General features: G+C 73.1%; 24 protein-coding genes and 1 rRNA gene. 16 read left to right on the top strand and 9 right to left on the bottom strand.

From position 1 onward, the window contains the following. Positions 1-92, top strand: a 5S ribosomal RNA gene (gene rrf / locus ACZ42A_RS25750); the annotation flags it as partial. Between the two features lie 88 nt (positions 93-180). On the opposite strand, the gene ACZ42A_RS25745 is transcribed toward rrf, so the two are convergent. After that, entirely contained in the window at positions 181-459 is a 279-nt protein-coding gene (locus tag ACZ42A_RS25745; RefSeq protein ID WP_468529625.1) for a hypothetical protein, read from the bottom strand. Here ACZ42A_RS25745 and ACZ42A_RS25740 point away from each other — a divergent pair. Next, positions 452-1,228 (top strand): hypothetical protein, encoded by a 777-nt coding sequence (locus tag ACZ42A_RS25740; protein ID WP_468529624.1) that lies wholly within the window; start codon positions 452-454, stop codon positions 1,226-1,228. The two genes, ACZ42A_RS25745 and ACZ42A_RS25740, sit on opposite strands and share 8 nt — an antisense overlap. Further along, positions 1,120-1,851, top strand: coding sequence for a tetratricopeptide repeat protein (locus ACZ42A_RS25735; protein ID WP_468529622.1), 732 nt, complete (start codon positions 1,120-1,122; stop codon positions 1,849-1,851). Before ACZ42A_RS25740 ends, ACZ42A_RS25735 begins: the two co-directional genes overlap by 109 nt. Positions 1,852-1,912: 61 nt before the next feature. Here ACZ42A_RS25735 and ACZ42A_RS25730 read toward each other — a convergent pair whose 3' ends face one another. After that, on the bottom strand, positions 1,913-3,205 hold the full coding sequence (locus ACZ42A_RS25730) for a DUF1015 domain-containing protein (RefSeq protein WP_468529608.1): 1,293 nt from the start codon (positions 3,203-3,205) through the stop codon (positions 1,913-1,915). Positions 3,206-3,282: 77 nt separating this feature from the next. On the opposite strand from ACZ42A_RS25730, the gene ACZ42A_RS25725 reads away from it, so the two are divergent. From ACZ42A_RS25725 to ACZ42A_RS25710, 4 genes are all read left to right on the top strand, one after another. After that, positions 3,283-4,314, top strand: a complete 1,032-nt coding sequence (locus ACZ42A_RS25725) for an HAD hydrolase-like protein (RefSeq protein WP_468529607.1) — start codon at positions 3,283-3,285, stop codon at positions 4,312-4,314. A gap of 162 nt (positions 4,315-4,476) precedes the next feature. Beyond that, on the top strand, positions 4,477-5,520 hold the full coding sequence (locus ACZ42A_RS25720) for a FecCD family ABC transporter permease (protein ID WP_468529606.1): 1,044 nt from the start codon (positions 4,477-4,479) through the stop codon (positions 5,518-5,520). Between the two features lie 14 nt (positions 5,521-5,534). Beyond that, positions 5,535-6,584, top strand: coding sequence for a FecCD family ABC transporter permease (locus ACZ42A_RS25715; protein WP_468529605.1), 1,050 nt, complete (start codon positions 5,535-5,537; stop codon positions 6,582-6,584). Next, complete coding sequence (locus ACZ42A_RS25710) at positions 6,581-7,432, top strand: ABC transporter ATP-binding protein (RefSeq protein ID WP_468529604.1); 852 nt, start codon at positions 6,581-6,583, stop codon at positions 7,430-7,432. The genes ACZ42A_RS25715 and ACZ42A_RS25710 overlap by 4 nt, the downstream gene beginning before the upstream one ends. A 22-nt stretch (positions 7,433-7,454) precedes the next feature. On the opposite strand, the gene ACZ42A_RS25705 is transcribed toward ACZ42A_RS25710, so the two are convergent. Beyond that, the gene (locus ACZ42A_RS25705) at positions 7,455-7,802 is read right to left on the bottom strand and encodes an SCP2 sterol-binding domain-containing protein (RefSeq protein WP_468529603.1); all 348 of its coding nucleotides are present in this window, start codon (positions 7,800-7,802) and stop codon (positions 7,455-7,457) included. Positions 7,803-7,844: 42 nt separating this feature from the next. Between ACZ42A_RS25705 and ACZ42A_RS25700 the strand changes: the two genes are divergently transcribed. The 6 genes from ACZ42A_RS25700 (at position 7,845) to ACZ42A_RS25675 (ending at position 13,995) form a co-directional block, all read left to right on the top strand. After that, entirely contained in the window at positions 7,845-8,126 is a 282-nt protein-coding gene (locus ACZ42A_RS25700) for a hypothetical protein (RefSeq protein WP_468529602.1), read from the top strand. Between the two features lie 7 nt (positions 8,127-8,133). After that, positions 8,134-8,949, top strand: a complete 816-nt coding sequence (locus ACZ42A_RS25695) for a hemolysin (protein WP_468529601.1) — start codon at positions 8,134-8,136, stop codon at positions 8,947-8,949. Next, entirely contained in the window at positions 8,946-9,851 is a 906-nt protein-coding gene (locus tag ACZ42A_RS25690) for an NAD kinase (protein ID WP_468529600.1), read from the top strand. The genes ACZ42A_RS25695 and ACZ42A_RS25690 overlap by 4 nt, the downstream gene beginning before the upstream one ends. Positions 9,852-10,000: 149 nt before the next feature. Next, entirely contained in the window at positions 10,001-11,749 is a 1,749-nt protein-coding gene (gene recN / locus ACZ42A_RS25685) for a DNA repair protein RecN (protein WP_468529599.1), read from the top strand. 71 nt (positions 11,750-11,820) lie between these two features. Next, the gene (locus tag ACZ42A_RS25680) at positions 11,821-12,561 is read left to right on the top strand and encodes a hypothetical protein (RefSeq protein WP_468529598.1); all 741 of its coding nucleotides are present in this window, start codon (positions 11,821-11,823) and stop codon (positions 12,559-12,561) included. Between the two features lie 297 nt (positions 12,562-12,858). Continuing rightward, positions 12,859-13,995, top strand: a complete 1,137-nt coding sequence (locus ACZ42A_RS25675; protein ID WP_468529597.1) for a glycosyltransferase family 4 protein — start codon at positions 12,859-12,861, stop codon at positions 13,993-13,995. 277 nt (positions 13,996-14,272) lie between these two features. Here the strand turns inward: ACZ42A_RS25675 and ACZ42A_RS25670 are convergent, their stop codons facing one another. Beyond that, on the bottom strand, positions 14,273-15,916 hold the full coding sequence (locus ACZ42A_RS25670; protein WP_468529596.1) for a PucR family transcriptional regulator: 1,644 nt from the start codon (positions 15,914-15,916) through the stop codon (positions 14,273-14,275). 223 nt (positions 15,917-16,139) lie between these two features. Between ACZ42A_RS25670 and ACZ42A_RS25665 the strand changes: the two genes are divergently transcribed. Beyond that, positions 16,140-17,666 (top strand): APC family permease, encoded by a 1,527-nt coding sequence (locus ACZ42A_RS25665; RefSeq protein ID WP_468529595.1) that lies wholly within the window; start codon positions 16,140-16,142, stop codon positions 17,664-17,666. An 11-nt stretch (positions 17,667-17,677) separates the two neighbouring features. Further along, entirely contained in the window at positions 17,678-19,273 is a 1,596-nt protein-coding gene (locus tag ACZ42A_RS25660; protein ID WP_468529594.1) for a flavin monoamine oxidase family protein, read from the top strand. A gap of 18 nt (positions 19,274-19,291) precedes the next feature. Here the strand turns inward: ACZ42A_RS25660 and ACZ42A_RS25655 are convergent, their stop codons facing one another. The 3 genes from ACZ42A_RS25655 to ACZ42A_RS25645 form a co-directional block, all read right to left on the bottom strand. After that, positions 19,292-20,674 (bottom strand): FAD-binding oxidoreductase, encoded by a 1,383-nt coding sequence (locus tag ACZ42A_RS25655; protein ID WP_468529593.1) that lies wholly within the window; start codon positions 20,672-20,674, stop codon positions 19,292-19,294. Positions 20,675-20,924: 250 nt separating this feature from the next. Next, entirely contained in the window at positions 20,925-22,679 is a 1,755-nt protein-coding gene (locus ACZ42A_RS25650; protein WP_468529592.1) for an ABC transporter ATP-binding protein, read from the bottom strand. A gap of 104 nt (positions 22,680-22,783) precedes the next feature. Then, the gene (locus ACZ42A_RS25645) at positions 22,784-23,359 is read right to left on the bottom strand and encodes a rhodanese-like domain-containing protein (protein WP_468529591.1); all 576 of its coding nucleotides are present in this window, start codon (positions 23,357-23,359) and stop codon (positions 22,784-22,786) included. A 76-nt stretch (positions 23,360-23,435) separates the two neighbouring features. Between ACZ42A_RS25645 and ACZ42A_RS25640 the strand changes: the two genes are divergently transcribed. After that, positions 23,436-23,714 carry a metal-sensitive transcriptional regulator gene (locus ACZ42A_RS25640; protein WP_468529590.1) on the top strand — a complete coding sequence of 93 codons (279 nt, stop codon included), beginning with the start codon at positions 23,436-23,438 and terminating at the stop codon, positions 23,712-23,714. A gap of 32 nt (positions 23,715-23,746) precedes the next feature. On the opposite strand, the gene ACZ42A_RS25635 is transcribed toward ACZ42A_RS25640, so the two are convergent. Both ACZ42A_RS25635 and ACZ42A_RS25630 read right to left on the bottom strand, forming a co-directional pair. After that, entirely contained in the window at positions 23,747-24,496 is a 750-nt protein-coding gene (locus ACZ42A_RS25635) for a sulfite exporter TauE/SafE family protein (protein WP_468529589.1), read from the bottom strand. Then, positions 24,493-25,908, bottom strand: coding sequence for an MBL fold metallo-hydrolase (locus ACZ42A_RS25630; protein ID WP_468529588.1), 1,416 nt, complete (start codon positions 25,906-25,908; stop codon positions 24,493-24,495). The genes ACZ42A_RS25635 and ACZ42A_RS25630 overlap by 4 nt, the downstream gene beginning before the upstream one ends. Positions 25,909-26,089 lie beyond the last annotated feature (181 nt).

Below are 26,089 nucleotides of genomic sequence, written 5' to 3'. Positions count from 1 at the left end.
CGCCCGGTTACATTCCGAACCCGGAAGCTAAGCCTCACAGCGCCGATGGTACTGCAGGGGGGACCCTGTGGGAGAGTAGGACGCCGCCGAACAATCTTTGGAGGACCCCTGGTCACCAGCGTTCAGCTGGGACCAGGGGTCCTTTTGTTTTTACAATGCTTGCGGTACCGAAGACAGGAGTCACCGATGTCCACCAACTCTCCCGACGACCGTCCGGAGCGCGATCAGCGACGCCGGGATGGTGGGGATCGCGGCGACCGCGGCGGCTTCCGTCGCGGTGGTGACCGGAACGACCGTGACCGTGGCGGCTATGGCCGTCGGGACGGCGAGCGTGGCGGTTACCGCCGCGACGACCGAGGTGACCGTGGTGACCGTGGTGACCGTGGCGAGCGCGGAGACCGTGGTGACCGGGGCGGCTTCCGTCGTGATGACCGAGGCGGCTTCCGTCGTGATGACCATCGCGGTGGCGGCTACGGCCGGCGCGATGACCGGCGTGACGACCGGCGCGGTGACGACCGGCGTGGCGACGACCGTGACCGTGGGCCGCGTCGGGACGACCGGCGTGACGACCGCGACCGCGGGTTCCGCCGGGATGACCGTGGTGACCGTCCCGGCTTCCGGCGTGACGACAACCGCGGGGGCTACGGCCGTCGGGGTGAGGACCGCGGCGACCGTGGTGGGTTCCGGCGTGACGACAGCCGGGGCGGCGGCTACGGCCGACGCGACGACCGGCGCGATGATCGGCGTGACGACCGGCGTGACGACCGCGACCGTGGGTTCCGTGGGGACGACCGTGACCGTGGTTTCCGGCGGGACGACCGTCGGGACGACCGCGGGGACCGTGGTGGCTTCCGTAGGGACGACCGGCGCGATGACCGGCGTGACGACCGCAGGGACGACCGGCGGGACGGCGACCGTGGTGGGTTCCGGCGGGATGACCGTCGGGACGAGCGCGGTGGGTTCCGGGGCCGTGACGACCGGGGCGGTCGTGGGCCGCGTCGGGACGACCGGGGCGGGCGGCCCGGTGGCTTCCGTGGCCGGGGCGGCGACGACCGGCGCGGCGGTGGGCGGTTCCGTGAGGAGCGGGAGCGGGATCGCGACCGTGAGCCGATCAAGCGGCTGCCGATCCCCGAGGACGTCACGGGCGACGAGATCGACAAGGACGTACGCCAGGAGCTGCAGAGCCTGCCGAAGACGCTCGCGGAGGATGTCGCCAAGAACCTGGTGATGGTCGCTCGGCTGATCGACGAGGACCCGGAGGGGGCGTACGGCTACTCCAAGGTGGCGCTGCGGCTGGCGTCGCGGGTCGCCGCGGTGCGTGAGGCGGCCGGGTTCGCGGCGTACGCCAACCAGAAGTACGCCGAGGCGCTGGCCGAGTTCCGCGCGGCGCGGCGGATGACCGGGACCGTGGATCTGTGGCCGCTGATGGCCGACTGCGAGCGTGGGCTCGGGCGGCCGGAGAAGGCCCTGGACATGGCGGGTGCGCCCGAGGTGCACAAGCTGGACAAGGCCGGGCAGGTGGAGATGCGGCTCGTCGCGGCCGGCGCCCGGCGTGACATGGGGCAGCTGGACGCGGCCATCGTGACGCTGCAGAGCCCGGAGCTGGCCTCCAGCGCCGTACACCCGTGGACCGCGCGGCTGCGGTACGCGTACGCCGACGCGCTGCTCGCGGCCGGGCGGGAGCGTGAGGCGCGGGAGTGGTTCGCGAAGGCCGTCGAGGCCGACCGGGACGGCAGCACGGACGCTTCGGACCGGCTCGCCGAGCTGGACGGGGTCGAGTTCGTCGACGCGCTGGACGAGGACGCGGCCGGCACTGAGCCGGAAGAGGGCAAGGACGGCGGCCGGGACTGACCTCGGTGAGTGAAGGGGCGGGATCCCCGTGCGGATCCCGCCCCTTTCGCATGTCCGGGTTTCAGACGTTCAGGGCGCGCAGGACCAGGCCCGAGGCCGGTTTCGGGCCGAAGGACGTGGACTTGCGGGGCATGGTGACGCCCTGGCGGGCGAGGTCGCGGACGACCTCCTCGCGGACCGGGTGCAGCAGGACGGCCGTACCGCCGTCGTGTTCCGCCTTGGCCACGGTGGCGGCCGCGTCGTGGATGTAGGCGATATGGGCCGGGGAGTCCTCGGGGATGCGCCAGACGTGGTCGAGGAGGGTGGCGTGCAGGACGGTGGCGTCCAGGGAGCGCCAGGCCTCGGGGCGGTCGGCGGGGACCGTGCGGGCCAGGAGGGCGGGGTCCGGGCGGTCGATCAGGTGGAAGGCGCCGTCGCCGGCGAGGAGGAACGCGTTGCCGTCGCGGGCGGCTTCGCCCAGGGCGGTCAGGGCCTCGGTGAGGGGCGCTTCGAGGCGGCGTACGCGGAACAGGCCGTCCACGGCGGCCAGGGCTCCGGCGACGGGCAGGCCGTGCAGCAGGCGGTGGATGGCGCGGACGCGCAGGGGGTAGCGGGCCGTGTCGACCAGGAGGACCAGGCCGTAGTCCCAGGGGCTGGGGGACGGGTGCTCCGCGCGGAGCCGGCGGTAGGTGGCCCAGCGGTGGTGGCCGTCGGCGATGAGGGCCTGGTGGCGGGCCAGGTCGGCCTGGACGCGGGCCACGTCGGCGGGGTCGGTGACGGCCCACAGGCGGTGGTGGAAGCCGTCCTCCGTGGTGGTGGCCAGGAGCGGGGGCAGGTCGGCTATGTGCTCGATGAGGGCGGTGGTGTCGGCGGCGGAGCCGTTGCCGCGGTAGGTCAGCAGGAGCGGCTCGAGGTTCGCCTCGGTGGCCCGCATCAGGGCCGCGCGGTCGGCGACGACGTGCGGCATGACGTCCTCGTGCGGCAGGACCACGCATTCCGCCGGATCGGAGACCCGCAGGGCGCCGATGATGCCGCGTTGCAGGAGGCCGGCGTTGTCGTGCTGCTCGTAGACGTAGAAGCCGGGCTCGGGGTCGGCGGTGAGGACGCCGTCGGCGAGCCAGCGGCGCAGGGTGTCGGCGGCCTGCTCGTTGCGCTCGGTGGGGGTGGCCGCCTGGGGAAGTATGAGGCGGACGATGTTGTGGGGGTCCGCGGCCTCGAGGTGGTGCAGGCCGTCGGGACGGACGACGACGTCGTAGGGCGGGGATGTCACGGCCGCCAGGCTGCCGACCCGGTCGGGGTCGTAGCGCAGGCCTCGGAACGGGGTGAGTTCCAGGCCTCGGCGCGCCGTTGCTTCCGAGTGACCTGCTGTCTTCATCCCGGCATCGTACGTGTGTCAGTGGCATGAGGGATGATCGGGGGAAAGCGAGCGTAGGCGGACGAGGAGCGGTGTGCATGAGCGGCCAGAGCGTCAGGACGCGGCCTGCGGGCAGTGAGCGGGTGCTGAGCGAGGCGTACGACACGGCGCTGCTCGATCTGGACGGGGTGGTGTACGCGGGCGGGCACGCGATCGTGCACGCGGTCGAGTCGCTGGCGGCGGCCCGGGCGGGCGGGATGCACCTGGCGTACGTCACGAACAACGCGCTGCGCACACCGGACGCGGTGGCCGCGCACCTGACGGAGCTGGGGATACCCGCGGAGGCGTCCGACGTGATCACCTCCGCGCAGGCGGTGGCGCGGCTGATCGCCGAGCAGGTGCCCGCGGGGGCGCGGGTGCTGGTGGTCGGTGGTGAGGGGCTGCGGGTGGCGCTGCGGGAGCGGGGGCTCGTGCCGGTGGAGTCGGCGGACGAGGATCCCGTGGCGGTGGTGCAGGGGTATGGCGGGCCGGAGCTGCCGTGGGGGCGGTTTGCCGAGGCTTGTTATGCCATTGCGCGGGGGGTGCCGTGGTTCGCGTCGAACACTGATCTGACGATTCCGAGCGCGCGGGGGATCGCGCCGGGGAACGGGGCCGCGGTGGAGGTGGTGCGGATCGCTACCGGGGCGGAGCCTCGGGTGGCGGGGAAGCCGTTGCCGCCGATGCACCGGGAGACGATTCTGCGGACCGGGGCGGAGCGGCCGCTGGTGGTGGGGGATCGGCTGGACACGGATATCGAGGGGGCGTTCAACGGGGGTGTCGATTCGCTGCTGGTGCTCACCGGGGTGACGGATGGCGCGCAGTTGCTGGCTGCGGGGCCGCGGCATCGGCCGACGTATGTGGACGCGGATCTGCGGGGGTTGCTGAGTGGGCAGCCGGAGGTCGTCGAGGCCGGGGGTGGGTTCCGGTGTGGGGGATGGATGGCCACGGCGGGGGAGGAGCGGCTGGAGCTGGTGGGGGAGGGTTCGGCGCTGGATGGGTTGCGGGCGTTGTGTGCCGTGGCTTGGACGGTGGCCGGCGAGGGTGTGTGTGAGCTGGACGGGGGGAAGGCGTTGGCTCGGTTGGGGCTGTGAGTCGGACGGTGCGCGGCGTTTGTGCCAGCCGGGTGTGGGGGCGCTCGCCGGCGCCGGCCGGGTGCCGCTGCGCGCACCCGTGCCGCCCCTGCGGCACGACGGCCCGCAGCTGGGTGATGCCCGTGATCTTGATCGGATGGCAGGGTAGGCTAACCTAACCACGTGTTGGTTGAAAGTCCTCCCGAACAGCGCGCGGTGACCGCTCCCGCGCCCCCGAAACGCCGGGCGATACGGGCCGTTGGGCTGCTCGTCTCCGTGGTGCTCCTCGTGGTCGTCGCGTTGGCGAGTATCGCGATCGGCGCCCGCGGGCTGTCGCTGGAGCAGGTCTGGCACGGCCTGTTCGAGGATTCGGGGACCTATGGCGACACCGTCGTGGCGGACCGGCTGTCCCGGACCCTTCTCGGTCTGCTGGCCGGAGCCGCGCTCGGCCTGGCCGGTGCCGTGCTTCAGGCGCTGACCCGTAATCCGCTGGCCGATCCGGGACTGCTCGGCATCAACGCCGGTGCCTCCGCCGCGGTCGTCAGCGCCATCACGTTTCTCGGCGTCACCAGCCTGAGCGGCTATGTGTGGTTCGCGTTCTGTGGTGCGGCCGCCGTCGGTGCGCTGGTCTGGTTCCTCGGCGGCAGCCGGGGAGCCACGCCCGTACGGCTGGCGCTGGCCGGCACCGCCATCAGTGCCGCCCTCTACGGCTATCTCCAGGCCGTGATGATCCTGGACGAGGCGGCGCTGGGCCGGATGCGGTTCTGGACGGTGGGTTCGCTGACCTCGGCGACGAACGACACCATCCTTCAGGTGCTGCCGTTCATGGCGGTCGGCATGGTGCTCGCGCTGAGCCTCGCCCGGCCGCTGAACGCCATGGAGATGGGGGACGACACCGCCAAGGCACTCGGCGCCCACCTCAACCGCACCCGGGCGCTGGCCATGCTCGCCGCCACCGTGCTGTGCGGGGCCGCCACCGCCGCCTGCGGGCCGATCGTGTTCGTCGGGCTGATGGTGCCGCACGTCGTGCGCTCCTTCACCGGCCCAGACCTGCGCTGGATCCTGCCGTACGCGACCGTCCTGTCGCCGGTGCTGCTGCTCGGCGCCGATGTCATCGGCCGGGTCGTCGCCCGGCCCGCCGAGCTCCAGGTCGGTATCGTCACCGCGATCCTCGGCGGCCCGGTCTTCATCTTTCTCGTACGACGGCGGAGGACGGCCCAGCTGTGAATACCGAGAAGACCGTGAAGACCGAGAAGACCGCCGCTCGTGCTCTGCGTACGCCCGGCGGGCTCTCCGTGCGGCTCGACGTTCGGGCCGTCACGGTCGTGGTCCTGCTGCTGATCGCCGCGTTCGCCGCGAGCGTGCTGCTCATCGGTACCGGCGACTTCCCGATCCCGGCCGCCGACGTACTGAAGACGCTGATGGGCGACGGCAACGCCGGACAGGAGTTCATCGTCAACGAGCTGAGGCTGCCGCGGGTCCTCGTCGGCCTGCTGGTCGGTGCCTCGCTCGGCCTCGGCGGTGCGCTGTTCCAGGCCATCTCCCGCAACCCGCTCGGCAGTCCGGACATCCTCGGCCTCGGGCAGGGGGCGACGGCCGGGGCACTCGTGGTGATCGTGCTGTTCTCCGGCAGCGCCTCCGAGGTCACTGTCGGTGCCCTGGTGGGCGGTCTGGTGACCGGGCTCTCCATCTATGTGCTCGCCTGGAAGCGGGGCGTGCACGGCTATCGACTGGTTCTGGTCGGTATCGGCGTCATGGCGATCGCCACGGCCGTCAACGGCTACCTGATGACCAAGGCCGACCTGGTCGACGCCTCCCGCGCCATCGTCTGGATGACCGGCTCCCTCAGCGGCCGTGACTGGGCGCAGGTCTGGCCGCTGCTCGCCCTGTGCGCCGTCCTCGTCCCGCTCGTCTTCGGCAACGCGCGCGGGCTGCGGATGATGGAGATGGGCGACGACATATCCAACGCGCTCGGGGTGCGCGTGGAGCGCGTACGGATGCTGCTGATGGTGTCCGCCGTCCTGCTCACCGCGGCCGCCACCGCCGCCGCCGGCCCGGTCAGCTTCGTGGCGCTCACCGCGCCGCAGCTCGCCCGGCGCCTGACCCGGTCGCCCGGGCCGAACCTGCTGCCGTCGCTGTGCATGGGCGCCACTCTCCTGGTCACCGCCGACTGGGCCTCGCAGCGGATCTTCGGCGCCGACCAGCTGCCCGTGGGCGTGGTCACCGGCGTCGTCGGCGGCGTCTACCTGCTGTGGCTGCTGGTCACCGAGCGCCGGGCGGGCCGGATATGAGCGCCCCCTCCCTGAACAACCGAAGGAGCACCGTGAACCGTCTCTCCGCCGAGAACGTCACCCTCGCCTACGACCAGCGCGTCATCGCCGAACAGCTCTCGGTGGAGATCCCCGACAACTCCTTCACCGTGATCGTCGGTCCGAACGCGTGCGGCAAGTCCACTTTGCTGCGGGCGCTGTCGCGGATGCTGAAGCCGAGCCAGGGACGGGTGCTGCTCGACGGGCAGGTCATCCAGTCGATGCCCGCGAAGAAGGTCGCCCGCATCCTCGGCCTGCTGCCGCAGTCGTCGATCGCGCCGGACGGCATCACGGTTTCCGACCTGGTCGGCCGCGGCCGGTACCCGCACCAGGGATTGCTGCGCCAGTGGTCGACGGAGGACGAGCGGGTCGTCCAGGAGTCCATGGCCCAGACCGGGGTCGCCGAGCTGGCGGACCGGTACGTCGACGAGCTGTCCGGCGGCCAGCGGCAGCGGGTGTGGATCGCGATGGCGCTCGCCCAGCAGACGCCGCTGCTGCTGCTCGACGAGCCGACCACCTACCTGGACATCCAGCACCAGATCGACGTCCTCGACCTCTGTGCCGAGCTGCACGAGGAGCAGGGCCGCACGCTCGTCGCCGTGCTGCACGACCTGAACCACGCCGCCCGCTACGCCACCCACCTCATCGCGCTGCGCGGCGGCAAGGTGATCGCGCAGGGCGCGCCGAACGACATCGTCACGGCCGAGCTGGTCGAGGAGGTGTTCGGGCTGCGCTGCCAGGTCATCGACGACCCGGAGACCGGTACGCCGCTGGTGGTGCCGGCCGCGCGCAAGGCACGCGCGCGCGTGGTGGCCACCGAGGCTTCCTGAGCCGGCTCAGAGGCTTCCTGAGCTACAGCAGCTTCCTGAGCCGGAACAGGTCGGTCAGGCTCGCCTCCAGCTTCACCCGGCCCGAGCCCCAGGCCCGGGCGAAGTGCAGCTCGCCGTCGACCAGCGCGACCAGGTCGTCCCCGGTCATCGCGAGCCGGATCTGCGCCTTCTCGGGGGGCGGGCCCTGGACGGTGTCGTGCACCTCGATCCGGCCGCCGGTCATCCGGCCGACGAAGGTGACGTCCAGGTCCTTGATGTGGCAGCTCACCGAGCGGTCCAGGGCCGCCGCCTCGCGGACGTCCCCTTCGGAGTGCTGCATGTTCTCCGAGAGCTTGTCGAGTGCGCTGCGGCACTCCTCGATCGTGGCCATCGGGATCGACGGTACCCCAGGGCTTCGAGGTAGCGTCGGGGCATGAACGACGAAGTGCCCGCGGTGGAGGAGCCGGATCAGCCGGTGGAGGAGCCGGCCCACGATCCCGCCGCCCCGGCCCCGCTGGGCGTGCCCCGCACCCCCACCGGCAACGCCGACGTCGACACCGCGCTGGACCGGCTGGCCGACGCCGACCACCTCGCCACGGACGGACACGTCGAGGTGTACGAGGATGTACATCGGGGGCTGCGCGACGCGCTCACCGCGCTCGACGCCCGCCCGGGACCTCCGGCGCCCCCGTCGACGTATGGCAATAGGAGCTGAACCGAACGTGGCAGGAGTCGCACGCCGCCGTCTCGACGCGGAGCTGGTCCGCCGGAAGCTCGCGCGCTCGCGCGAGCACGCCAGCCAGCTGATCGCCGCCGGGCGGGTCACCGTCGGCAAGACCGTCGCGACCAAGCCCGCCACGCAGGTGGAGACCGCGGCGGCCATCGTCGTCGCCTCCGACGACAACGACCCCGAGTACGTCTCCCGGGGCGGCCACAAGCTCGCCGGGGCGCTGAAGGCCTTCGTGCCGCAGGGGCTGGTCGTCGAGGGGCGGCGGGCGCTGGACGCTGGCGCGTCCACGGGTGGTTTCACGGATGTGCTGCTGCGCGCGGGCGCGGCGCACGTCGTCGCCGTCGACGTCGGCTACGGGCAGCTGGCCTGGACTCTGCAGAGCGATGAACGCGTCACCGTCAAGGACCGTACGAACGTACGGGAGTTGACGCTCGAGGCGATCGACGGAGAACCTGTGGATCTGGTCGTGGGGGATCTGTCCTTCATCCCGCTCGGACTGGTGCTGCCCGCGCTGGTGCGGTGCGTGCGGCCGGACGCCGATCTGGTGATGATGGTCAAGCCGCAGTTCGAGGTGGGGAAGGAGCGGCTGGGCAGCGGGGGTGTCGTACGGAGTCCGGAGCTGCGGGCGGAGGCCGTGCGGGGAGTGGCCGAGAAGGCGTGGGAGCTGGGGCTCGGGGTGAAGGGTGTCACCGCCAGTCCGCTGCCCGGTCCTTCCGGGAATGTCGAGTACTTTCTGTGGCTGCGGGCCGGTGCTCCGGAGCTGGACCCGGCCGACGTTGACCGTGCAGTGGCGGAGGGGCCGCGTTGACATCGAACCGAGCTCGTACTGTTTTCCTGCTGGCCCACACCGGGCGTCCGGCGGCCATTCGCAGCGCCGAGCTCGTGGTGAAGGGGCTCCTGAGGTCTGGCATCGGGGTGCGGGTCCTGGAGTACGAGGCCCGGGACCTGCCGCTGCCGGACGAGGTGGAGCTGGTCAAGGAGGCCACTCCGCAGTGCCTCGACGGGTGTGAGCTGCTGATCGTGCTGGGCGGGGACGGCACGCTGCTGCGCGGGGCGGAGTTCGCCCGGGCCTCCGGGGTGCCGATGCTGGGCGTCAATCTCGGGCGGGTGGGGTTCCTCGCCGAGGCCGAGCGGGATGATCTGGACAAGGTCGTCGACCGGGTGGTGACGCGGGCGTACGAGGTCGAGGAGCGGATGACCGTCGACGTCGTCGTGCACAGCAACGGCGACATCGTGCACACCGACTGGGCGCTGAACGAGGCGGCGGTGCAGAAGGCCGGCGCGGAGAAGCTGCTGGAAGTTGTGCTGGAGATCGACGGGCGGCCGGTGACGGGCTTCGGGTGCGACGGGATCGTGCTGTCCACGCCCACTGGGTCCACGGCTTACGCGTTCTCCGCGGGTGGGCCTGTGGTGTGGCCGGAGGTGGAGGCGCTGCTCATGGTGCCGATCTCCGCGCACGCGCTGTTCGCGAAGCCGTTGGTGACCTCGCCGGATTCGGTGCTGGCGGTGGAGGTTCTGCCGCATATTCCGCCGGGTGTGTTGTGGTGTGACGGGCGGCGGACCGTGGAGTTGCCGCCGGGGGCGCGGGTCGAGGTGCGGCGGGGGGCTGTGCCGGTGCGGCTGGCTCGGCTGCATCACGCTTCGTTCACCGATCGGCTGGTCGCGAAGTTCGCGTTGCCCGTGTCCGGGTGGCGGGGGGCGCCGCACTAGTCGAAGGGCGCCATCCGAGAGGGTGGTTCTTCGCCGTGGGCGGGTGCGGGGTCGTTGTGGCTGGTCGCGCAGTTCCCCGCGCCCCTGAGGGCGTGCGCTCACGCGGGTGACAAGGGTGGGGTGGTCGCACTCGCCGACTCGGACCTCGTATGGTCTTGTCCGTGTTGGAGGAGATGCGGATACGGTCGCTCGGAGTCATCGACGACGCCGTGGTCGAGCTGTCGCCCGGGTTCACCGCTGTCACCGGTGAGACGGGTGCGGGCAAGACCATGGTGGTCACCAGTCTGGGCCTGCTGCTCGGTGGGCGGGCGGACCCGGCGTTGGTGCGGATCGGGGCCGAGAAAGCGGTCGTCGAGGGGCGGATCGCGCTGTCGGCGGACGCCTCCGTGGCGGTACGGGCCGAGGAGGCCGGGGCCGAGCTGGACGACGGGGCGCTGCTGATCAGCCGTACCGTTTCCGCCGAGGGACGGTCGCGGGCGCATCTGGGCGGGCGGTCCGTGCCGGTGGGACTGCTGGCGGAGCTGGCCGACGAGCTGGTGGCCGTGCACGGTCAGACCGATCAGCAGGGACTGCTGAAGCTGTCCCGGCAGCGGCAGGCGCTCGACCGGTACGCCGGGGACGCGGTCGCCGTGCCGCTCGCCAAGTACGGCGAGGCGTACAAGCGGCTGCGGGCCGTCTCCGCCGAGCTCGAAGAGATCACCACGCGCGCGCGTGAGCGGGCTCAGGAAGCCGACATGCTGCGCTACGGGCTCGACGAGATCGCCGCCGTCGAACCGCGCGCCGGAGAGGACACCGAGCTGGCGGAGGAGGCCGAGCGGCTGGGGCACGCCGAGGCGCTGGCGTCCGCCGCCGCGGCCGCACACGCCGCTCTCGCGGGCAATCCGGAGGACCCCGAGGGTGTCGATGCCTCGACGCTCGTCGCGGGCGCACACCGGGCCCTGGAGGCCGTACGGTCGCACGATCCGGCGCTGGCCGCGCTCGCCGAGCGGATCGGGGAGATCGGGATCCTGCTGGGGGATGTGGCCGGGGAGCTGGCCGGGTACGCCGACGATCTCGACGCCGATCCGCTGCGGCTCGCGGCGGTCGAGGAGCGGCGGGCCGCGCTGACCGCGTTGACGCGGAAGTACGGCGAGGACGTCGCCGCCGTGCTCGCCTGGGCCGAGCGGAGTGCCGCGCGGCTGACCGAGCTGGACGGCGACGACACGCGGATCGAGGAGCTGACCGCCGAGCGGGACGCGCTGCGGACCGAACTGGGCGGGCTCGCGCAGGCGCTGACGGACGCGCGGAGCGAGGCCGCAGAGCGGTTCGCCGCCGCGGTGACCGCCGAGTTGGCCTCGCTGGCCATGCCTCATGCGCGCGTGTCCTTCGCCATCCGGCAGACCGAGGATCCCGAGGGTGTCGAGGTCGGTGGGCGTACGGTCGCGTACGGGCCCTCTGGCGTCGACGAGGTCGAGCTGCTGCTCGCGCCCCACCCGGGGGCGCCGCCGCGGCCCATCGCCAAGGGGGCGTCCGGGGGTGAGCTGTCCCGGGTGATGCTGGCCGTGGAGGTCGTGTTCGCGGGGACGGATCCCGTGCCGACGTATCTCTTCGACGAGGTCGACGCGGGTGTCGGTGGCAAGGCCGCGGTGGAGATCGGGCGGCGGCTGGCGAAGCTGGCGAAGACGGCGCAGGTTGTCGTCGTGACGCATCTGCCACAGGTGGCCGCGTTCGCCGATCGGCAGTTGCTGGTGGAGAAGACCAATGACGGGTCGGTGACTCGGTCCGGGGTGAAGGTGCTGGAAGGGGAGGAGCGGGTTCGGGAGTTGTCCCGGATGCTGGCGGGGCAGGAGGACTCGGAGACTGCTCGGGCGCATGCGGAGGAGTTGTTGGCGGCGGCGAAAGTCCCCGACGCCGGGTAGCTGTTCGGGCCGCTCCGCGGCCCCCGGCTTTGACCGCTCCGCGGCCCCCGGGTTCCTTCTAGGGTGAGTGGATGATCGTTTCCCTGGGAATCTCCGGTCTTCTCACCCGCACCACCACCGCCGCCCTCCGCTCCACCACCCCCGGCGGCCCGTCCCGCTGGCAACGCGAGAACCACGCCGGCCGCACCGTCGACCTCTACGCCGGCCCCGCCACAGCCCTCGCCACCGCGCTCGCCGCCGCGCGGGTGCGGCCCGTCGCGGGGGTGGCCGTGGCGGTCGCGGGGGCCTGTGGGGCGTACGACGACTTCAGGGGAGCCGGTGACCCGCGGCGCGGCTTCCGCGCGCACCTCTCCGCGCTCCGCGACGGCGAGCTCACCAGCGGTGCCGTCAAGCTGTTCGGGATCTCCGCCGCCGGGCTGCTCGCGGGGGCGCTGATGAAGGAGCGGGCAGCGGACAAGGTGCTGGCGGGCGTGGTGATCGCCGGAGCCGCTCACCTCGTGAACCTCCTGGACGTGCGGCCGGGGCGGGCCGTCGGGGCCGTGCTCGGGCTCGGGGTGCCGGGGCTGCTGCGGAAGGGGCCGGGGGCGGAGCTGGCCGCCGCTGCCATGGGGGCGGCGGGGGCCGTGCTGCCGGACGATCTCGAGGAGCGGTCGATGATCGGCGACGCCGGGGCGCACGCGCTGGGTGCGGCGCTGGGTGCCGCCGTGGTGGCGGGGGCCGGACGCGCGGGACTGGTCGCGCATGCCGCGGCGGTGGTGGCCGCCGCCGTGTGCGGGGAGCGGGTGAGCGCGCTCGCGGGCGCGCGGGGGTGAGCGGCCGGGGCCCGGGTGCGGGGCGCGGGACCACGCCTGAGGACCGGGTCACGGGAGAGGGACGCCAGGTCACTCCCGCGCGGCACCGGTTCACTCATGTGGGGGATGTGCGGTGGCGCGTTGCCCCGGACGCGGGCGGCGCTCGGGTGTGCGGCGTTCCCGGAACGGGCGTACGGACTGGCATCCTTGGCGGAGTACGGGGAGGACGCCGTGCGGTACACCCCCTCCGCCCGTTCGTTCTGTACGTTTCTCCGTGACCGTCGTGATCGACCGACGCCGAATCAGGAGCCCGGCCACGTGACCCCCGTGAGCAGCCACTCACCGCACGGCCAGTCGTCGCTGCGCACCGTGCAGGTGCTGGGCGGCGGCAACGCCGGCAGCAGCGCGCATGTCCGCTCGCTGGCCGCGGGGCTTGTCGCACGGGGCGTGCGGGTCACCGTGTGCGCCCCCCACGAGGCCGATCACGCCTACGACTTCACCGGGGCCGGCGCCCAGCATGTGCACATCCCGCGCAGCAGCGATCCCGTCTCCGTGGCCGCGCTGCGGGCGGCCTGCGCCGACGCCGATCTGGTGCACGCGCACGGGCTGCACGCCTCCTTCCGCGCGGTGCTGGCGCTCAGCGGCAAACGCATCCCGCTGGTCGTGACCTGGCACAACCGGGCGCATGCCGAGGGGGCGCGGGGGCATCTGCTGCGGGTGCTGGAGCGGCGGGTGGTCAAGGCCGCCGCCGTGGTGCTCGGCACCAGCTCGGACCTGGTGGACCGGGCGCGCCGCACGGGTGCGCGGGACGCGCGGCTCGCCGCCGTCGCCCTGCCGGGCTCGCGCACGGCGGTGGAGCGCGGCGACCCGGACCGGCAGCGGTCCAAGGTGCGGGCCGAACTCGGCGCGATCGGACGGCCGTTGCTGCTGGCGGTCGGCTCGCTGGACCGGCAGCGCGGGTACGACCTGCTGCTGGACGCCTCGCGGGCCTGGCGGGCGCTGGATCCCGTGCCGGTGGTCGTGGTCGCGGGGGAGGGCCCGCTGCGGGCGGAGTTGCAGGGCCGGATCGAGGACGAGCTGCTGCCGGTGCGGCTGGTCGGGCGGCGGGACGACATCGGCGCGCTGCTCGCGGCCGCCGATCTGGCGCTGCTGCCGGGCTGCCGGGAGTCGCGGTCCGTGCTCGCGCAGGAGGCCCTGCACGCGCGGGTGCCACTCGTCGCGACCGCCGTCGGCGGGGTCCCCGAGCTGGTCGGCGACGCGGCCGAACTCGTCCCGGCCGGGGACGCGGAGGCGTTCGCCGAGGCCGTCGTACGGCTGCTCGGCGATCCGGAGCGGCGTGAGCTGCTGCGCGAGCGGGGCGTACGGCAGGCGGCCACCTGGCCGACGGAGGACGACACCGTCGCCCAAGTGCTCAGTGTCTACGACGAGTTGACGCAGCCCCGGCCGCTCATCTGACCCGCGCTGCGGCCCTAGGCCGTGTCCGCAAAGTCCCGCCTGCCCCGCGACGCGACCTAGGGCCTGTCGTTTGGATCAGCCCGGCTGTGAGCTGCGGTGCGTCTTGGCCTACCCGAGCGGGGTCTGGTGCGTGCAGCTGCAAGGCGGAGGAGGGAGTCGACGCGGAGCGATGGGGGTGCCCCCGCGCGAGCGAAGCCGAGCGTGGGGGAGACCGACGACAACGCGGCAGATGTGCGTGCCAGACCCCGCGACGCCGGGCTGATCCAAACGACAGGCCCTAGCCCACGTGCCGACGGGCCCGCAGGGCCAGGCTGAGCGCCAGCACGGTCTGCGGGTCGTCCAGGTCGGTGCCCAGCAGCTCGCCGATGCGGGCGAGGCGGTTGTAGAGGGTCTGGCGGTTCAGGTGCAGCTCGCGGGCGGTCTCCGCCTTGCGGCCCGCGTGCGCCAGGTAGGTCTCCAGAGTGGGCAGCAGCGGGGGCTTGGAACGGCGGTCGTGGTCGCGGATCGGGCCGATCGCGCGGTCCACGAAGGCCGCGAGGTCAGGGTGCTCGCGCAGCCGCCACAGCAGCAGGTCGATGTCGAGGCGGCGGGCGTCGTACCAGGGGCGGTCGGTCAGGCCCTGGGCGGCGGTCGCCGTCTCCGCCGCGTGCCGCAGCCCGGCCGACGCGGCCGCCCAGCCGCCGGCCACTCCGACGACCACGACCGGCGGCGGCGCGCCCGGCCGCTGGATCCCGGCCCGCTCCACCCCGGCCCGCAGCGCCGCCGCGACCCGGTCGGCGACCGCCGAGCGCTCCGATTCCGAGCGCAGGCCGAGCAGCAGCGGCACCCGGCCCTCCACCGGCCGTACGCCCAGCAGGACAGGGACGCCGACGGACGCCAGCTCCTCGGCGACCGCGCGCGCCAGGACCGCCCAGCCCCCGCCGGGGGAGAGAGCGTCGCCCAGCCGCATCACCACCGGCAGCAGCGGGCTGTCGCCCGGCTTGAAGCCGAGGACGCGGGCCTGGGCGGGGGCGTCCTCGGCGGTGATACGGCCCTCGGCGAGGTCGGTGAGGAAGTCGCCGCGTCCGCGCGCGGCCAGCTCCTCCTCCTGGCGGGCCTGCATCAGGACGACGGCGAGGATGCCCGCGGCGCGCTCGGCGGCGATCCGGTGCACCGGCGCGAGCGGGGCGCGCACCGGCAGCAGGACCAGGCGGGCGCGGACCGAGCCGGTGCCAGGGCCGCCGCCCGGCACGTCCACGAGGACGGAACCGGTGGGCGGCGGGGCGTCCTTGTGCTGGCCGCGCAGGCCCTCCCACACCTGGAGCGGGTCGGCGCCCTCGGGGCCGGCGCCGGCCGCATACAGCAGTTGGCCGTCGGAGGTCTCCAGGAAGACCGGGTTGCTGCCGAAGTCGGCGAGGATGCCGAGGACCTGGGGGACTCCGCCGCCGCCGAGCAGCGCCTCGGTGCAGCGGCGGTGCACCTCCTCGGCGCGCTGGAGCAGCGCGTAGTGGCCGTTGACGATCTCGGTGTGGATCTCCTCGGTGACCGTCACGAACGGCACCTCGCGGTGCAGCTGGACCAGCGGCAGCCCGGCCGTGCGGGCGGTCTCGACGAGGGCCGCGGGCAGCCGGGTGAAGCGCGGGCCCAGCTCCACCACCAGGGCGGCGATGCCGCGTTCGGCGAGGGTGCGGACGAACGCGCGCTGTTCGGCCGGGCGGGTGCCGAGGCCGTAGCCCGTGGTCAGCAGCAGTTCGCCGCCCTTCAGCAGGGAGGCGATATTGGGCACCTCGCCCGCGTGCACCCAGCGCACGGAGCGCTGCAACCGGTCCGCCCCGGCGAGCACCTCGGGCAGGCCGCTGCGCAGGCCCGGCAGCTCCAGGGCCCGCTGCACGGTGATGCCGGCGCCCTGGCTGTCGAATCGGTGGTCCGTACGGCTGTCCATGCAGCGGACGGTACCGGCGGGCACGTTCCGGCGACATCTCCGGACGGTTACGGGAACGATCATCGGGCGCTCCGGCCCGACAATGCGTCGCCCCGCGCGCCGAATTGCAAGACCGCCTGTCTGTTGTGGCGTGCGTCACTCTGCCGCAACACTGTCGCATCCGCAGGGGAACAGCCAAGCGATCTACGGATTTCGTTGTGACGGTCCTTTGAGAGGGGCGGGAATGGCAGAAACACCCACGCGAGAGCACACACCGACACGAGAGGTACATCGCCTGAAGGCGAACTCCGTGGGCCTGGTGGGCGTGGTGTTCATGGCGGTGGCGACCGCGGCGCCGATCACCGCGATGACCGGCAACCTGCCCATCGCGGTCGGCTTCGGCAACGGCACGGGCGCGCCGGCCGGCTATCTCTTCGCGACGCTGGTCCTGACGGTGTTCTCCGTCGGCTATGTCGCCATGGCCCGCCGGATCACCGCGGCGGGCGCCTTCTACGGCTACATCTCGCACGGCCTGGGCCGCATCACCGGCATGGCCTCCGGGATGCTCGCGGTGCTGGCGTACATCGTCTTCGAGGCGTCGATCGTCGGCGTCTTCTCCTACTTCGCCCAGACCACCGTCGAGGACCAGCTCGGCGTCGATCTGCCGTGGATCGTGTACGCCGCCGCGATGCTGCTGGTCACGGCCGTGCTGTCGTACTTCGACATCAACCTGACGGCGAAGGCACTCGGCGTGATGCTGGTCGCCGAGATCGCTGTGCTCTTCGCGGTCGCCACGGCCGTACTCCTGAAGGGCGGCGGCCCGGACGGCATCCCCGTCGAGCCGATCAACCCCGCGAACGCCTTCACCGGGACCTCCGCCGGGCTCGGGCTGTTCTTCGCGTTCTGGTCCTGGGTCGGCTTCGAGTCGACGGCGATGTACGGCGAGGAGTCCCGCGACCCCAAGCGGGTCATCCCGCGCGCCACCCTGATCTCGGTGGTCGGCGTCGGGCTCTTCTACATCTACGTCTCCTGGATGACCATCGCGGGCAACGGACTCAAGGGCTCGGTCGAGGTCTCCTCCGGGACCAGCCCGCTCGACCTGTTCTTCGACCCGGCGCACAGCTTCATCGGCGCCTGGGCGGTCGACGCCTTCCAGTGGCTGCTGATCACCGGGTCCTTCGCCTGCGGCATGGCCTTCCACCAGTGCGCGTCCCGCTACCTCTACGCCATCGGCCGCGAGGGCTTCCTGCACCCGGCTCTCGGGCGCACCCACAAGGACCACGGGTCGCCGTACATCGCCTCCTTCGTCCAGTCGGCCGTCGCGGTCGCGCTCGTCGGTGCCTTCTGGCTGACCGGGCAGGACCCGTACATCCACCTCTACACCCTGCTGGCGATCCTCGGCACGATGGCGATCCTCATCGTGCAGACGCTGTGCTCCTTCGCGGTCATCGGCTACTTCCGCCGCAACCACCCCGAGGACCGGCACTGGTTCCGCACCCTCACCGCCCCGCTGCTCGGCGGCATCGGCATGATCGCGGTCGTGGGGCTGCTGGTGACCAACCTGGACACCGCGGCCGGTACGGCGGCCGACTCGCTCTTCTTCAAGGCCATCCCGTGGATCGTCGGGCTGGTCTTCTTCGGCGGCCTCGGGCTCGGCCTCTATCTGAAGGCCCGGCAGCCGGAACGCTACGAGATCATCGGCCGGATCGTCCTGGAGGACGCGGCCGAGCGCACGGACGACGACGTCGAGGAAGCATCCGCCACCGTCTGAGGAGCAGCACTGTGTCCCGAACGCACGCCCTGCACGTCCTCCGTTCCCTCACCGCCGACCACGCCGCCGCGCACGCGCTGGGCCTGCCCGTCGAGGAGGCCCGGCTGCGGCGCCGGTCCGTCCTCAAGGCCGCCGCCGCCCTCGCCGCGACCGCGACCGTCGCGACAGCGGCGCCGGTGTCCGCCGCCTCCGCGCCCCGGATCGCCGTCGTCGGCGCCGGGATCGCCGGGCTGACCGCGGCGCTCACCCTGCGCGACGCCGGCCTCCCCTGCACCCTCTACGAGGCGAACCCGGACCGGGTCGGCGGCCGGATGTACACCCAGCGCGACCACTGGGCGTACGGCCAGACCTCGGAGATCGGCGGCGAGCTGATCGACACCAGCCACAAGAAGATGCTGGAACTGTGCCGCCGCTTCTCGCTGCCCGTCGAGGACTTCCTCGGCGGCGGTCCCAACGGGGCGGAGGAAGTCCTGTGGTTCAACGGCGAGTACTACCCGCGCGAGCACGCCAACGAGGACTTCAAGGCGGTCTACCAGGCCCTGCACCGCGACCTGATCGAGGCGGGGGAGGTGAAGTGGAACCAGACCACCCCGACCGGTACGGCCCTGGACAACATGTCGATATACGACTGGATCGAGTCCCGGGTGCCCGGCGGCCACGACTCGCCGCTCGGCCGGTTCTTCGACGTCGCCTACAACGTCGAGTACGGCGCCGAGACCACCGAGCAGTCCTCGCTCGCCCTCGTGCTGCTGATGGGCTACCAGACCAATCCCGGCGACTTCAACATCTGGGGCCTGTCCAACGAGCGCTACCACGTCGTCGGCGGTAACGACCGACTCCCGCGCGCCATCGCCGACTTCCTGCCCGACGGGACGATCCGGCACGGCTGGTCGCTGCAGGCCGTACGGGCCAACACCGACGGCACCCAGACGCTGACGTTCACCGAGGCGGGCGCCACCCGCACGGTCACCGCCGACCACACGATCCTGTGCGTGCCGCTGCCCGTGCTGCAGAAGCTCGACCTGAGCAGGGCCGGGTTCGACAGCCGGATGACCAGCCTGCTGAAAGACGCCCGGATGGGGTACTGCACCAAGCTCAACATGCAGTTCTCCAGCCGACCCTGGCGCGGCACGGGACCCTGGCCCGGGGTCTCCGCCGGGGACTGCTTCACCGACAGCCGGGTGCAGCAGACCTGGGACACCACCAAGATCCAGCCGGGCACGGGCGGCATCCTCATCCAGTACCACGGCGGCAGCCTGGCCCGATCGCTGGCGCCCGCCGCACCGTTCTCCACCGAGAGCGATCCGTACGTGGCGCGACTCGCGGCGGCCTACACCAAGGAGATCGACGCCTTCTTCCCCGGCACGTCGGCGGCCTGGACCGGTCGGGCCCAGCTGTCGGCCTGGCATCTCAACCCCTACGCCCAGGGCGCCTACTCCTACTGGCCGGTCGGCTATCTGCACCGGTACGCGGGCTACGAGGGCGTCGCCCAGGGCAACATCCACATCGGCGGCGAGCACTGCTCCTACGACTTCCAGGGATTCATGGAGGGCGGCGCGACCGAGGGGGAGCGGGCGGCGCGGGAGGTGATCGACGCGGTGGCATAGGCGGGGGCTGGGCGAGGTTCACAGCGGCTTGATGTTGTGGTTGAAGCGGAACACGTTGTCCGGGTCCCAGCGCCGCTTCAGCTCGCCCAGCCGGCGGGCGTTCCCCGGGCCCAGACCGGCCACCACGCGCTCCTCGCCCTCGTCCCCGATGAAGTTCAGATAGACCGCGCCGGTGCTCCACGGGCGGACGTCGGCGCGGACGTCACGGACCCAGCGGGTGCACCGCTCGTCGTCGGCGGGGTCCTCCCACATCCCGTACGGGTGCACCGCCCAGAGCGCGTCCCGGTACGGCACCGGGTACTCGTGCGGGCCCGCGGCGATCGCGCCGCCCTGCGGGAACAGCGCGTACTGGGTGCCGGTCGGTACGGGCATGGCGGCCCCGCCGGCGCAGTAGACGTCCACGAAGTCGTCGGGGGCGCCCGTCAGATACTCCGCCGACCAGTAGTGCCGCATGCCCGGCGGATCGTCGATCATGCACTGCACCTCGGGGTACGGCATCGCCCCGACGAGCTCCGCCACATGTGGCAGCGCCAGCAGCGGCTGGGCGACCTTGCGCATGTCCTCCTCGGCGCCGGCGTAGGTCAGCAGCACCCCGCACACCAGCGTGCCGATGTAGTCCGGCGGTACGAAATCCTCCGGCGGGCCGGTGAAGTGGAGGATGCCGCCGCCGAGCTCGTCCGGGCCGGCCTCCACCGTGTCGCGGAAGGTGCGCACCGCCTCGACGGCGAAGTCCGGGGCGTACATCAGCAGCGCGACGGCGAACTCCGGCAGCTCGTACAGCTTGAGGGTGAGCGCGGTGGCGACGCCGAAGTTGCCGCCGCCGCCGTGCAGCGCCCAGAACAGGTCGGGGTTCTCGTCCGCGCTGGCGCGGGTCGGCTCGCCGTCGGCGGTGACCAGCTCCACGCCGAGCAGATTGTCGACGGCCAGGCCGCACCAGCGGTCCAGCCAGCCGGTGCCGCCGCCCAGCACGAACCCGCCGACGCCGGTCGTCGAGGCCCGGCCGCCGGTGGTGGCGAGACCGTACGGCTGGGTCGCGCGGTCCAGATGGCTCATGGTGGCGCCGCCCTCCACCCGGACCGCCTCGGCGCCCGGATGGACGGTCACCCCGTGCATCCGGCGCAGATCCACGACCAGCCCGTTGTCGTTCAGGGCCATCCCCGCGACGCTGTGCCCGCCGCCGCGCACCGCGATGTTCAGGTCCAGCTCCCGGCCGAACCGCACGGCCCGGACCACGTCGTCCGCGTGCGCGCACTGCGCGATCACCGCCGGGCGGCGGTCGATCATCGCGTTGAAGACGCGCCGGGCCTCGTCGTAGCCCGCGTCCCCCGGGGCGAACACATCGCCGGTCAGATCCTCGCGCAGCGCGGCGAGCGCCGCGCCCGCCTTCGAGTGGGGAGCCATGGCCGCCCCCTTCCGGCAACAGGGGAGTCGTCCGCTTCCCAGCCTAGGGCCTGTCTTCCGGATCATGCCGGCGTCGCGGGGCCTGGCACGCGCATCTGCCGCGTTGTCGTCACTCGCCGACGCTCCGCGTCGACTCCCTCCTCCGCCTTGCAGCTGCACGCACCAGACCCCGCTCGGGTCGGCCAAGACGCACCGTTCCTCGCAGCCGGCCTGATCCGGAAGACAGGCCCTAGCGCGCCGCCGCCCCGGCTCAGTCGGCCGAGGCGAGGAACTGCGTGGCCGCCAGCTCCGCGTACAGCGGGTCGGCGGCCACGAGTTCGCGGTGGGTGCCCACCGCACGGACCCGGCCCGCGTCCATCACCACGATCCGGTCGGCCATCGTCACCGTCGACAGCCGGTGCGCGACCACCAGCACCGTCGTCGTACGGGCCACATCGGCGACCGTGTCGCGCAGCGCCGCCTCGTTGACCGCGTCCAGCTGCGAGGTCGCCTCGTCCAGGAGCAGCAGCCGGGGACGCCGCAGCAGCGCCCGCGCGATCGCCACGCGCTGGCGTTCCCCTCCGGACAGCTTGGTGCCGCGATGCCCGACCAGGGTGTCCAGGCCGCCGGGCAGCCGGGCGACCAGCCCGTCGAGCCGGGTCGTCTTCACCACCCGGGTGAGCGTGTCCTCGTCCGTCTCCGGATTGCCCAGCAGCAGATTGTCCCGCAGCGAGCCGGAGAGCACCGGGGCGTCCTGCTCGACGTAGCCGATCGCGGAGCGCAGCCGGGGCAGCTCCCAGTCGGCGAGGTCCCGGCCGTCGAGGGTGATCACGCCGGACTCGGGGTCGTAGAACCGCTCGATCAGCGAGAAGACGGTGGTCTTGCCCGCGCCGGACGGGCCGACGAACGCCGTCATGCCGCGCGGCGGCACCGAGAACGTCACCCCGTGGTGGACGTACGGCAGATCGTCGGCGTAGCGGAAGCGGACGTCGGTGAAGGCGAGCGCGGCCGGCTCGGCGTCGGTTTCGGGCAGCGGGGCCGCGGGGGCCTGCGGCTCGGCGGGCAGCCGCAGCGCCTCCTGGATCCGGGTGAGGGCCGCGGCACCCGTCTGGTACTGGGTGATCGCGCCGACGACCTCCTGGATCGGCGACATCAGGTAGAAGACGAACAGCAGGAACGCCACCAGCGTCCCGATGTCGATCGCGCCGGTCGCCACCCGCGCCCCGCCCACCGCCAGCACCGTGATGAAGGCGATCTGCATCGACAGCCCGGCCGTGTTGCCCGCGGCGGCCGACCACTTGGCGGCCCGCACGCTCTGCCGCCACGACTCCTCGGCGGCGGCGTGCAGCGTCTGCTCCTCTCGGTGCTCCGCGCCGGACGCCTTCACCGTGCGCAGCGCGCCCAGCACCCGCTCCAGCGAGGCACCCATCACGCCGACCGCGTCCTGCGCCTGCCGGCTGGCCCGGTTGATGCGCGGCACGATCACCCCGAGCACCGTGCCCGTGCCGAGCACCACGGCCAGGGTGACCCCGAGCAGCACCGGGTCGACCAGGCCCATCATCACCACCGTCGCCACCAGCGTGAGCCCGCCGGTGCCGAGGCCGACCAGCGAGTCGGTGGTGACCGAGCGCAGCAGCGTGGTGTCGGAGGTGATCCGGGCCATCAGATCGCCCGGTTCGCTGCGGTCCACGGCGGCTATCCGCAGGCGCAGCAGATACGACGACAGAGTGCGCCGGGCCCCGAGCACCACCGACTCGGCGGTGCGCCGCAGCACGTACGAACCCAGCGCGCCCACCGCGGCGTTGGCGACGACGAGGACCGACATCAGCAGCAACGCGCCCGCGATGGACCGGTCGTGGGAGAGGTCGTCGATCAACTCCCGGGCCACCAGGGGCAGCACCAGGCCCGTGGCCCCGGTGACCAGGGAGAGCGCCGCGCCCGCCAGCAGGGCCCATCGGTGCGGTCGGACATAGCCGAGAAGCAGTCGCCACGGGGGCGGTCCGGTGGGGGTCTCTGCGTGGGTCACGGTGCTCCTTCGCCATTGCGGCCGGTGCTGAACAGAGCGTCAGGCTACGACGGCCGACGCGGAACGGGGTCCCCGATTTCCGCGTCGGACCGCGGCGGTCGGGCCTACCGGGCGGCCAGCGCGGCCAGGGTGGCGTCGAGGTCGGCGGGCCGCGGCCGGTTGTGCGGCAGCCTGCCGAGCAGGGCGGCCATACCGCAGGTGTCGGTGACCGCGGAGAAGACCAGACCGCCCGCGACACCGGCGGACAGCAGCCGCAGGGCCGGGTACCGCAGGCCGAGCCCCAGGCCCGTCAGGACGAGGGCGCCCGCGGTGAAGCGGACCTGCCGCTCCATGGACCAGGCGGTGCGCGCCGGGCCCTCGGGGCGCTCCAGGGGGTGACCGCGCTCCGCCCAGCCGTGCGTTCCGCCGGTCAGCGTCGCGGCCTCGACGCCGTGCTCGGCGAGGGTGGCGCAGGCGGTGCGGGAGCGGTTCCCGGAGGCACAGACCATCAGCAGGGCACCGCGCACCTCGCGCAGCGCGGGAACCGCCCGGTCCAGCTGGTCCAGGGGAATGTTGAGGGCGCCGGGGAGATGGCCGGAGGCGTACTCGCCGGGGGCGCGGACGTCGACGACGGTCAGCTCGGGCAGGCGGGTGCGGGCCTCCTCGATGCCGAGGGCGTGCGGGGTACGGGATGCGGACATGATGAGGGCGATCCTTTCCGGGGGTGGTACCCGACAGGGGGAGTACGATACCCCCACGGGTATATAGGGAGTGGTTGTGGAGTTGCAGTTCGAGGGCGATGACCTGAAGTCGGTGCTGAACCGGCTGCGCCGCGCGCAGGGGCAGATCTCCGGTGTGATCAAGATGATCGAGGAGGGACGCGACTGCGAGGACGTCGTCACTCAGCTCGCCGCTGCCTCCCGCGCTCTGGACCGGGCCGGTTTCGCGATCATCGCGACCGGCCTCCAGCAGTGCCTGACCGACGCCGACCGCGACGGCGAGACCGCCGAGCAGATGAAGGGGCGGCTGGAGAAGCTGTTCCTGTCGCTGGCCTGAGACGCCTCACGGCGCCGATCGCCCGAGACGCCTCACAGCGCCGAGTCCGCCAGCATGAAGGCGGCCACGGCCAGCAGCGCCCAGGCGAAGACCCGCTGGAGGGCGGCCGCCGGTATGCGTGCCGCGAGCCGTCTGCCGTCCCACGCGCCGAGCACCGCCGCCGCAGCGAACGGGGCGACGGCCGCCCAGTCGACGGCGACCGCCGACCCCGCCCTGGCCACCAGCGCGACCAGCGAGTTCAGCGTGATGACGAGCAGGCTCGTGCCCACCGCCGCCCGCATCCGCAGCCCGGCGACGTGCACCAGCGCCGGTACGGCGAGAAATCCGCCGCCGACGCCGAGCACTCCGGTGACGGCGCCCAGCCCGGCCCCGGCGGTGGCGACCCGGCCGGCGCGCACCGGTGCCTCGCCGCCGGACGGCGAGACCGACGGACGCAGCATGCGCAGCGCGGCCAGCCCGGCGACGACCGCGAAGGCGCCGGTCAGCAGCGCCGCCGGCAGTCGCGCCGAGACCGCCCCGCCGAGCGCCGCGGGCACCACACCCGCGGCGGCGAACACGGCGCCCTCGCGCCACCGCACGGTGCTGTCGCGGGCATGGCCGTACAGCGCGGTGGCGGAGGTGAGGGTGACGACGACCAGGCTCGCGGTGGCGGCCGAGGCCGGGGACATGCCGAGCGGATAGATCAGGGCGGGCACGGCCAGCACGCTGCCGCCGCCCCCGAGCGAGCCCAGCGCGAGACCGGTGACGGCCCCCGCGAGCAGGGCGAGAACCAGGGCGCTCACGCCGCCGACGACTCCTCGCCGACGTCGCGGGTCCCCTCGCCCGCCCCGCGGGTCAGCGGCAGCCCCGCCGCCCGTGCCGCGTCGAACCCGTCGTCGACGGCGACCACGTCCCGCCCCGCCGCGTCGAGCAGCGAGGCCGCGATCGCCGCCCGTGTTCCGCCCGCGCAGTGCACCCATACCGTGCCCTCGGGGACCTCCGTCAACCGGTCCCGGAGCTGGTGGAGAGGGATGTGCAGCGAGCCCGCGAGGTGTTCCCGCGCGCGCTCGGAGTGCCGCCGCACGTCGAGTACGACGACCGGTGCCGCGTCCCGCGTCGAGAACCGCGCCGCCAGGTCCGCGAAGGTCCCCCGGGGGAACGCGCGTGGCGCCTCGCCCGGCCGGAGCCAGTCGGCGGGGCCGCCGGTCGCCGCCGCGGCCGGACGGTCGATGCCGACGCGGACGAGTTCGCGCTGCGCCTCGGCCAGCTGCGCGGGGGAGTCCGCGAGCAGCGTGACGGGCTTGCCCCAGGGCAGCAGCCAGGCCAGATGGGTGGCGAGCTGCCCCTCCGCCGCGAAGTTCAGCGACCCGGCGACATGCCCGGCCGCGAAGGCGATCCGGTCGCGCAGGTCGACCACCCACTCCCCGGCGGCCAGCCGCGCCGCGATCTCCTCGGCGTCGGCCCGGCGCGGCGGGGTGAGGTCCACCGGGGCGGGGCCCGCGGCGTTGGCCGGGCCCATGTGGGCGTAGTAGGCGGGCACGTCGTCGAGTCCGGCGAGCAGGTCGGCCACGAAGGCGTCGACGTCCTTGACCAGGGCCTCGTTGGCGGTGCGCTCCCGCCCGATCGTCGTCCGGTCGCCGGTGGCCGTCCCCGCCGAGCAGAAGCTGCCGAAGCCGTGCGTGGGCAGCACCGCGGTGCCGTCCGGCAGCTCGGCGGCGAGCCGGTGCGCGGAGCCGTGCTGCGCCCGCGCCAGCCGCTCGGTCAGCCGCGGCTCCACCAGGTCGGGCCGTCCCACCGTGCCGATCAGCAGTGAGCCCCCGGTGAACACGGCCACCGGCTGTCCGCCGTCCTCCAGGACGTAGCTGGTGTGGTGCGGGGTGTGGCCGGGCGTCGCGAGGGCGCACAGCACCAGCCCGGCGTCGACGGGTGTGCGGTCCCCGTCGGCGACCGGCACCCGCTCGTAGGCGACCCGCGCCCCCTCGGGCACGAGGTAGGCGGCGCCGGTGAGCCGGGCCAGCTCCAGGCCGCCGGTCACATAGTCGTTGTGCACGTGGGTCTCGACGACGTGCGTGACGCGCACACCCCGCGCCGCGGCGGCCGTGATCACCCGGTCGACGTCACGCGGCGGATCGATCACGACGGCGCGGTGGGCGCCGCCCGCCAGGTAGCCGCGGTTGCCCAGTCCCGGCACGTCGATGGTGTCGACGAAGTACACGGCAGCACTCCTCTCGTGGTGGGAACCCGGGTCTGGCCGGGCCCTCGAAATTACCCCCGGGGGTATCTGTCGGTCCGTGGCCACCGTAGCAGAATTACCCCGGGGGGTATCCGGCCGGGTGTCCGTCCGGCCCGGCGCCGGTGCGATCCCCCGGTCGTGGCCGGAAAGCGCTCCGCACGCC

The organism is Streptomyces sp. NPDC030838, assembly GCF_055572035.1.
Note: the sequence above shows the minus strand (reverse complement) of the source record. Positions and strands in the feature narration are given on the sequence as shown.